At 71.6% G+C, this 9665-nt stretch carries 5 protein-coding genes; 1 reads left to right on the top strand and 4 read right to left on the bottom strand.

Annotated features, from left to right (window positions below; all coding sequences use genetic code 11):
- On the top strand, positions 1-3873 hold a 3873-nt coding region (locus ACWDN5_RS44885; RefSeq protein ID WP_449680567.1), incomplete at its 5' end, for a DUF6531 domain-containing protein.
- A gap of 7 nt (positions 3874-3880) precedes the next feature.
- Here the strand turns inward: ACWDN5_RS44885 and ACWDN5_RS44880 are convergent.
- The 4 genes from ACWDN5_RS44880 to ACWDN5_RS44865 all read right to left on the bottom strand — a co-directional run.
- Complete coding sequence (locus ACWDN5_RS44880; RefSeq protein WP_449680566.1) at positions 3881-6172, bottom strand: hypothetical protein; 2292 nt, start codon at positions 6170-6172, stop codon at positions 3881-3883.
- Positions 6173-6328: 156 nt separating this feature from the next.
- Entirely contained in the window at positions 6329-7264 is a 936-nt protein-coding gene (locus ACWDN5_RS44875) for a GNAT family N-acetyltransferase (RefSeq protein ID WP_449680565.1), read from the bottom strand.
- 29 nt (positions 7265-7293) lie between these two features.
- On the bottom strand, positions 7294-8721 hold the full coding sequence (locus tag ACWDN5_RS44870) for an endo-1,4-beta-xylanase (RefSeq protein ID WP_449680564.1): 1428 nt from the start codon (positions 8719-8721) through the stop codon (positions 7294-7296).
- A 30-nt stretch (positions 8722-8751) separates the two neighbouring features.
- Positions 8752-9665, bottom strand: a 914-nt coding sequence (locus ACWDN5_RS44865; RefSeq protein WP_449680563.1) for an arabinofuranosidase catalytic domain-containing protein, incomplete at its 5' end; no start/stop codon positions are given.

Below are 9665 nucleotides of genomic sequence, written 5' to 3'. Positions count from 1 at the left end.
GCGAAAGCGCTGCGGAAGATCAAGCCGGGCAAAACCGCGCCACCGCCCAAGCACACCGACATCAAGAGCGGACCGAAGGACATCGGCGGGCCCAAGGGCAAGGGTGACGGCGACGGCACCACGACCTCGGGCGCGAAGGGCGACGGCACCTCGCCCTCGGGCGCCAAAGGCGACCCGCCACCCAAGACCGATGCCCCACCCAAGACGGACCCGCCCCCGAAGAGCGACCCGCCGGCCGACACACCGCCGCCGCCGAAGGACGGCCCGCCCGGGGGCACCCCGAAGGGCGGGGCCGACGGCGGCGGCAAGCCGAAGGGCGACCCCAAGGGCGACGGCCCGCGGGACCGCGCGGTGCCCGACGACAAAAAGGTCTGCGTCTCCGACCCGGTGGACGTCGCCACCGGCGAGGTCGTGCTGAAGCAGGTCGACCTGACGCTGCCGGGTGACGCGGGGGACCTGGAGCTGTCCCGCACGCACCTGTCGGCCTACCGCGGCGGCCGGTGGTTCGGCCGCTCCTGGGCGTCCACGTTGGACCAGCGACTGGAAGCCGATCGCGACCACCTGCGGTTCTTCGCCGAGGACGGCATGGTCCTGGTGTACCCGCGGCCGGACGGCGACCGGCCCGTGCTGCCGATCGAAGGCCCGCGCCACCCGCTGCGCCGGACCGGCGGGGGCTACCGGCTGTCGGCCGGCCCGCGCGACCTGGTGTTCGCGGACGGCGGCGGCCGCGTGCTGCCGCTGACCGGCATCGAGCAGGGCGGCTCCCGCACCACGATCGAACACGACGAGAGCGGCGCCCCCAGCCTGCTGCGCCGCGACGACGGCACCGAGATCGGGATCAACGCCGGCGCGGGCCGGATCATCGCGCTCGGCGTGCCCGGCGGCGCGCCGGTCGTGCGGTACGGCTACAACCGGCTCGGCCAGCTGACCCAGATCGCCGGCTTCACCGGCCGCCCGGTGAACCTCGACTACGACGTCGACGACCGGATCGTCGGCTGGCAGGACCGCACCGGCACCTGGTACCGCTACGTCTACGACGCCGAAGGCCGCTGCGTCCGCAGCGTCGGCGCCGAGCGCTACCTCAACGGCGCGTTCGCCTACGACACCGGGACCCGGACCACCCGGCACACCGACGCGCTCGGCCACAACTGGGTCTACCGGATGAACGAGGCCGGCCAGCTCGTCGAGCGGACCGACCCGCTCGGGCACACACGCCGGTACTCGTGGACCCGCTACGACGACCTGCTCTCGCAGACCGACGAACTGGGCCGGATCACCTTCTACGGCTACGAAAACGGCGTCCTGACGACGGTGACGCGGCCGGACGGGTCCGAGGTGCGGCTGAGCCCGGCCGGGGCAGGCGAGATGGAACTGCGGGCCGGTGACGCGCGGGCGGTGGCCCCGGCGGCCGATCCGTACGCCGCGCTCCCGGGCGTCTCGACCCGGTTGCGCGTCGACGGCACGGACGTCTTCGGCGACGAGCCGGTGCTCACCGCGGCGGTGCGGCCCGGCGACCGCGACCCGTTCGGGCGGCCGCGGCTGGTGCACACCGCGTCCGGCGGCGCGGCGAAGCTGGGCTGGACGGCGGAAGGGCAGCGCGCCTGGCGGATCGGCCCCGGCGGCGAGCGCGAAAGCTGGCGCCACGACGGCGAAGGCCGCGTCGTCGAGCACCGCGACGCGGCCGGGCGGACGACCCGGCGCACGTACGGCCCGTTCGGCCTCCCGATCGAGGAGTTCGACGCGGCCGGCGCGCGCACGGCGTACGGCTACGACGCCGAGCTGCGGCTGACCGCCGTGACCAACCCGCGCGGCCAGACCTGGCGCTACACCTACGACCCGGCCGGCCGGCTGGTCGAGGAGACCGACTTCGACGGGCGCCGGCTGACCTACGCCTACGACGAGGCCGGGCAGCTGCGGCGGATGACGAACGGCGCCGGTGAAGTCACCGAGTACGCCTACGACGTGCTCGGCAACGTCGTCGAGCGGCGGACGGCGACCGGGGTCACCGGGTACGCCTACGACGCGCTCGGGCAGCTCGAGTACGCGATCAACAACGAATCGGTCCTGCAGATCGTGCGCGACGAACGCGGGCGGGTGCGCGAGGAGACCGTCAACGGCGTCGGCGTGCGCTGGACCTACGACGCCGCGGGCGTCCACCGCACCACTCTGTCCGGCGTGGACAGTGAGTGGCGGTACGACGGCGACCGCCCGGTGTCGCTGCGCGTCGGGGGCCACGAGATCGCGTTCGAGTACGACGAAGCCGGTCGCGAGACCGCCCGGTCGGTCGACGGCACCGTCGTCCTGCGCCAGGTCTTCGACACTTCCGACCGGCTCGGGGAGCAGACGATCGCCGGCGTGGGCCGGCGCGCCTACACCTACACACCGGACGGCCGGCTCGCCGCGATCGACGACACGCGGCCGGTCCGGTTCGGGTTCGACGCCGCCGGCCGCGTCGCGGAGGTGCACGCGCCCGAAGGCGTCGAACGCTTCGCCTACGACCCGGCGGGGCGGCTGGTGCCGCCGTCCGGGACGCGGTACGGCCACGACCCGCAGGGCCGGGTGATCGGGACCGCGGGGTGGCGCTTCGTCTGGGACGAGCTGGACCGGCTGGTCGCCGCGATCGGCCCCGACGAGTCGTTCTGGACCTACCTCTACGACCCGCTCGGCCGCCGGTTCGCCAAGCGCCGCTGGATCCTCGGCGACGACGGCGCGCCGCGGCAGACGGCGGAGACGTGGTTCGTCTGGAGCGGCGGTGAGCTCGTCGAGGAGATCGAGGTGTCCGACGACGGCTCGTCGCGCGTGCTCACCTGGGAGCGTCATCCCGACGACGGCCGGCCGGTGGTGCAGGTCGAGCAGCGCGGTGCGGAAGTGCGGTTCCACACGGTGGTGACGTCCCCGGCCGGCACGCCGACCGAGCTCCTCGCCCCGGACGGCGGCGTCGAGTGGCAGGCGCGGAGGAGCTTCTGGGGCGAGCTGCTGCCGTCGACGTCCGGCAGCGCGCCGATGCCGCTGGCCTTCCCGGGCCAGTACCGCGACGCCGAGACCGGGCTGCACTACAACGTCTACCGCTACTACGACCCGCGGACCGGCCGCTACCTGAGCCAGGACCCGCTCGGCCTGGCCGCGGCGCCAGACCCGGTGGGCTACGTCGAGCAGCCGCACCTGCAGGGCGACCCGCTCGGCCTGGTGCAGAGCCCGTGCGGCAAGACGGGCGGCCCGAAGTCTCCGGACAACCCGGCGGGCGGCGGCGACGCGGGCAAGCTCCCGCCGGGCGCGAAGAAGCCGGACGGCCTCGGCGAGTTCCGCGACCCGGACGGCAAGATCCGCCCGCACAACATGACCGACGAGCAGTACGCCAAGTTCTCGAAGAAGTGGGACGAGATGATGGCGCCGGGCAAGGACAAGTCCTGGTTCTGGTCGGGCGGCCACATCACGGACGCGAAGGTCGACCCGGTCACCGGCACCAAGATCTCGGACTCGAAGTACCACGGCTCGATCGAGGACCCGGCGATCAACCTGGCCAAGAAGAACGGCGGCAACACCCTCGAAGGCATCCTGAAGGACAACGGCGTCGAGATGCCCAAGTTCTCCGACAACCACCCGAACGGCGAGAAGGTCTGGAAGGACGCCTCGAAGGCCCTGGCCCACAACGCCCAGGGCGACGTCCACATCGCCCTGCCCAACACCCCGGGCAAATCGAGCGGCTGGGCCGACCAGGGCGACGAGCTCGCGTCCCGCCGGCCGAACAACGTATTCGACATGGACGAGTTCCCGATCCTCCGCCACAACCCGAAGGTGGACAAGGTCTGGGCCCACGACGTCAACTACCCGGACGCACCCCCGGTGGTGATCTGGGACCGCACCAAGCGCTGAGCCGTCGTCACGGTCCGGCCGCGACACCGGCGGCCGACATGACTTCGGCGATCTTCCGGGTGATCGGGTCGTCCTCACCGCGCAGCGCCACGAAGACGCGCAGCACCGTCATCGCTCTTTCGCGAACCGACCGCAGTTGGCCTCCGTTGTCACCCAAGCGCAGACCGGTCAGGCGAAGGGCGATCTTCTGCAGGTCTTCCTCGCTTGCGCCGTCATCGACCGACTGCCGGATGAGTTCGTCCAGCAGCGAGTCGGCCTGCCTGATCTGCCCCGTCTCGAACAGCAGAGCGGCGACCCTGAACTTCGTGACCACCGTGTGCGGGTGGTCGCCACCCAAGATCCGGACCCGGTCGTGGAACAGGCTCTGGTGGTGCCGAAGGACTTCGTCGAGCGGCACACCCGAACGCCACATCGCGATGCCGGTGAGGTCCCGTATCTGCAGAACCCTCGGACTGTCCGGACCGTAGACCCGGACGTACCTCGCCCGCATGTCGTCAAGTTTGCCGAGCGCCTTCTCAGGTTCGTCTTCCGCAGTGAGAAATGCCAGGTAATGCCGGGCCAGCAGAGTGGATATGTGTTCGTTCCCGAACACCTCCTCGTGCGCGGGGAGGATGTCGTTCAGCAAGCCGATCGCGGCCGAAAGATCGCCGCACACGCCGATCGAGTACGCGTGCCAGCGCCGCGCGTCCAACGCGTCACGATGGCGACCACCCAGCACCTCTTCGAGATCCCGGATCAATTCCGGGAACACCTCCAGAGCCCTTGCGGCGTACGGCGAATCAGCAAGACTCTCCGCGTAAGTGAGCCTCACTCGAAGAGTCTCCGGATGCTTGTCTCCGAACCTTTCCCTCCGTTCTTCGAGCAGCCCCTCGAATGCAGTGCTCGCCCGGAGCCGGTCACCGTAGGCGGCGTAGAACTCGGCCGCGGTGTCCGCACCGGGAACCCCACGAGCGGCCGCTTCGCGGAACGCCTGCGCGGCGACGTCGTGCTGCATGACTCGCGCCGCTGTTTCCCCGATGCGGAAGACCTGCCACGGTTCGGCACGGCCGATGAGCGTCTGCCACGTCAGCGACGGGACCAGCGCCAGCCCGGGAAGATCCACGAGGTAGTCGAAGGCGATGTAGTGGTCGGAACCCTCCGACGGCAGCAACAGGCTGCTGGCTCCGTGACTGGTCTTCGTCGCCCAGGCGAGGGCGTCCGCCGGCGACTCCGGGCGCAGCACTTCACCGCCGTGCTCGCGCAGGTAGTGGCGCGATAGGTCGGCCAGGAGGTCCAGCGGCACCGGCTCGTCCATCCCCGCCCGGCGGCAGTCCACCGCGGCCGCCACCAGGGCGGCACCCCGCGGGTGCGCGGACGGTGACCAGGCATTGCGCCAGTTGCGGACCAGTTCCGGCCCCGCGGCGAGCACTTCCGCCAGGCCGAACTTCTCGATGCTCGCCAGCGCCGCCCGGATGCGCGGGTCGTCGTCGCATTCGCGGGCCCGCTCGATTTCCCCGTCCGTCCAGCGCCGGGAAAGGCCGGCCACGCTCGCCAGCCGCAGGATGTCGCGGGCATCGCGCCAGGCGTCCAGATCCGCCCCGGCCACCCCGGTTTCCTCGCGAGCGCCGTAACGGTCGAACTCGGGACTGCGCATCGTCGCGGCGACGACGAGGTGGCCCCACCCGCGGCCGAGGAGCCGGTTCAGCAGGATCGGCGTCAGTCCCCCGGCCCCGAGGAACCGCTCGAGGTCGTCCAGCCAGAGCACGCACCGGGGTGTGTCGGCGGCGGTCGCGATCACGTCGGTCAGCGCCTCGCGACCGGCCGGCACCAGCAGCACGTGGTCGGGGCACACCGCCCGCACGGCCTCGTAGACCGCCCGCGTCTTGCCGGCCGTCGATTCGCCGACGACGAGGACGAACCCGCCCCGGCGGATCAGGCCGCCCAGCTCGTCGTGCAGGTCCCGGCGGACGTACGGCGGCGTCCGGTCGAGCGTCCGCTCCCCGGCGACGTCCCGGACGACCGCCTCCGCGGGGTGCACCCTCAGCACGATCGGATCATCGAGATCCCGCACCCGCAGCGGCCGCCCGCCGGCCCCCGCGGCGAGCATCCGCAGCGGCCGGGCGTCCCGCCGCTCGGCCTGCCGTTCGAGGACATCCTTGCCGCGAGCGCTCGCCACCGTGAACACGGCCACGGCAACGGCGGAGCCGACCGACACCGCCGCGACGCCCGGAACCCACAGCGCGACGACACAGCCGATGACCACTCCCAGGAGCGCGGCACCGCCCAGCAGGCCCCACCCACGCGCGGCGCGGAACCGCACTTTCAGGGGACGCCATGACCGAAACGAGAAGCCGCCCACCCCGTTCTCCTCCGCCCGGGTCGATCAAATGCAACACAGGCTTCACCGGAAAAGATACGGCACGACGGATTCCCGTTCGGGTCAAAACCTGGACATTCGAGCGCGGCAACGGGCGCTCTAGTGAGCCGGCGGGGAACTCACCCTGAGCACGTTCCCGTCCGGATCGAGCAGGCGCATCTCGTACATCCCCCACGGGCGCACGAACGGCGGCTCCGCGATCTCGGCACCCCGCCCGCTCCACTCGAGGAACAGCCGGTCGACCCGGTCGGCGGCCGGGACGTCCAGGTGCAACCGGGTCGTGTGCGAACCGGCCACCTGCGTCAGCATGATCTGCACCTGATCGCGGGCCACCAGCGCGGTACCCGCCTCGGTCGGCTCGTCCGCGTCGAGGAACCGGCCCTGCCGGTCGGACCAGCGCCAGCCCACCCGGAAGCCGAGCAGGTCCACGTAGAACGCGACGCTCTCCGCAAGATCGCGCACCAGCAGGTTGGGCCGGCAGGCGAAGAGCCCCACGGAATGGCCGCGGTCCTCGGGCAGCAGTCCGAAGAGCAGGTCGTCGGTCCACTCGCCCTTGAGCCACGTGTGCCGGCGGCGGTGGCCCTCCGGGCGGAACCCGAGCCGGTCCAGCAGCCGCGCCGAGGCCCTGTTCCGCGCGTCGCACTCCGCCGAGACCCGGCGGATCCCCATGCCGAACAGGCGGTCCAGCACCGCCTGCGCGGCCTCGGTCGCGTAGCCCCGCCGCTGGTGCTCCCGCGCGATGGTGAACCCCAGCTCGGCCTGCATCCGGTTGGGGTCGACGCACACCCCGACGTCCCCGGCCAGGCCGCCGCCGTCGCGCAGTTCCACGGCGTACTGGAACCAGCCGGGCGCCCCTTCTTCGGCGGCCACGAACTCCGCCACGAGGCGCCCGGCGTCGACCGGCGACACGGGCGCCTCCCACGACTGGTAGCGCGCCACTTCGGGATCCGAGCGGTAGGCGCCGAACGCCGGCACGTCACCGTCCTCGAACCGGCGCACGATCAGGCGTTCGGTCACCACCGGCAGCTCGTCCACCCGGCCAGCCTACGACGGCCGGGCCGGCCTCAGCTCGACGTCCACCGCTGGTTCGAGCCGCCGTTGCAGCTCCAGATGATCACCTTGGTGCCGTTGGCGGTCGCGGCGCCGTTGACGTCCAGGCACAGTCCCGACTGGCCGTTCGTGACGGTTCCGCTCCCGGTGAAGGTCCACTTCTGGCCCGCCCCGCCGGTGCAGTTGGCGATGACGGTCGCCGTGCCCGCCGCGGTCCCGCCGCCCACGGTGTCCAGGCAGCGCTTCGTGCCGCCGGAGTAGACGCTCAGCTCGCCCGCGCTGCCGCGGGTCCACTGCTGGTTCGCCCCGCTGTTGCAGTCCCAGATCTGGACCTGGGTACCCGCGGTGGTCGACGAGGCGGGCACGTCCAGGCAGCGGTTCGCGGCCACCGCGCGCACCGGGCCGGTGCCGCCGGGGCTGGGGTCGCTGCCGCCGAGCGCGTCGAGGACGGCGGTGTAGGCCTGCTTCTTCCCGTAGTTGCCGTCGAACAGCAGCGGGGTGTCGCCCGATCGCCACGAATACTTGTCCGTCACGCCCCAGACGGTGATGCCGGTGCAGCGGGACACCGCCCGGCACGCCTGGGTGACCTGCCGGTACACGTTCGCCTGTCCGGAGCCCGAGCCGCCGACGTCCAGCTCGGTGATCTGCACGTCGACGCCGAGGTCGGCGAAGCGCTGCAGGTTCGCCTGGTAGCTGCCGAGGTTCGAGTTCGCGCTCAGGTGGCTCTGGAAGCCGACGCAGTCGATCGGCACGCCGCGGCTTTTGAAGTCCCGCACCATGTTGTAGATGCCGGTGCTCTTCGCGTTGATGCCGTCGGTGTTGTAGTCGTTGTAGCAGAGCTTCGCGCCGGGGTCGGCCGTGCGGGCCGCGCGGAACGCGTCCTCGATGTAGCCGTCACCGAGCTTCTGCTGGAAGGTCGCCTGCCGGCGGGTGCCGTTCTCCTCGAACGCCTCGTTGACCACGTCCCAGGCGATGACCTGGCCCTTCCAGTGGCCGGCGACGTTGCTGATGTGGTTGAGCATGGCCGAACGCAGGTTGTTCGCGTCCAGCCCGCCGACCCAGGGCGCCAGCTGCTGGTACCACACCAGCGTGTGCCCGCGGATCTTCATGCCCTGGCTCTTCGCCTGGCTCACGATCCGGTCGGCGGACGCGAAGTTGAACTGGTTGCGGTTCGGCTCGACCGTGTCCCACTTCATCTCGTTCTCCGGCGTGACGCCGTTGAACTCCGCCGTCCACGTGTTCACGTAGGCGGCTTCGCCCAGGTGGCTCGTCGAGATCGCGGCGCCGAAGTACCGGCCGGTCTGCGCCGCCGCGGCGCCGAGTGTGCTCGCCGCCCCGGCGACGCCGGGTGAGAGCACCAGTGCGGTCGCCGACAGACCGGCTGCCGCGAGGACGGTGACGGCGGTCCGCAAACGCCGCCCTGGGGGTGAACCGGTGATCATCGGAAGTCCTCGATTCGTCTCGGGCCGGGGTCAGCCGAACGTCCACTGCTGGTTGCTGCCGCCGTTGCACGTCCACAGCTCGACCGGCGCGCCCTCGGCCGTGGAAGCGCCGGTGACGTCGAGGCAGAGCCCGGATTGGGCCCCGGTGACCGTGCCGTTCGAGTTGACGTTCCACTGCTGGTTGCCCTGCCCGTTGCACGGCCAGGTCACCACCTTCGTGCCCGCGCTGGTGCCCTGGCCGGACGCGTCCAGGCACAGCGTCGCCCCGCCGATCGCGGCCGTCAGGCGGCCGTCCGAAGTGCGCGTCCAGGCCTGGTTCGCCTGGCCGCTGCAGCCCGCGATCTGCAGCTGCGTGCCCTGGGCGGCGCCGGACAGGCACTTGCCCGCGCCGACCGCGTGCACCGGCCCGGTTCCGGTGTTGCTGCCGCCGGTACCGTACCCGGCCGCGACGATGTTGGCCTGCACCGCGTTCTCGGTGGCGTCCGAGGGATAACCGGACGTCATGACGCCCTCGTAGAACGTGCCGGCCGAGCCGATGCTGTTGTCCCCGCCGGTGCCGAGGATGATGGCGCCTTCCTTGCGCATCGGGTTGTAGCCCGCGACGTTGGGCCGCACGCCGTCGTAGAAGGTGGACACCCCGCCGGACTGGGCGTTGCCGCCGCGGATCGCCCACCGGTTGGGCCCGCCCTTGACGATCGCCGTCAGGTACCGGTGGCTGATGCTCGGGTCGTTGGCGTTGTAGCGCTGGTTGACCCCGGAGAACAGCCCGTTCTCCAGGTCCGCCATGATCCACGGCCCGTTCCCGGCGCCGTAGCCCCAGACCTTGATGTTGCCGAAGTAGATGGCTTCCATCGTGCCGTTGCCGTTGTCGCGGCTGTTGCGCTCGGCGTTGCCGTAGTCGAAGCAGCAGCCACCGTTGTCCGACCGCCGCACGACGCTGGTGG

It is taken from the genome of Amycolatopsis sp. NPDC003731 (assembly GCF_053586895.1).
This window is presented reverse-complemented; position numbering and strand designations above follow the sequence as displayed.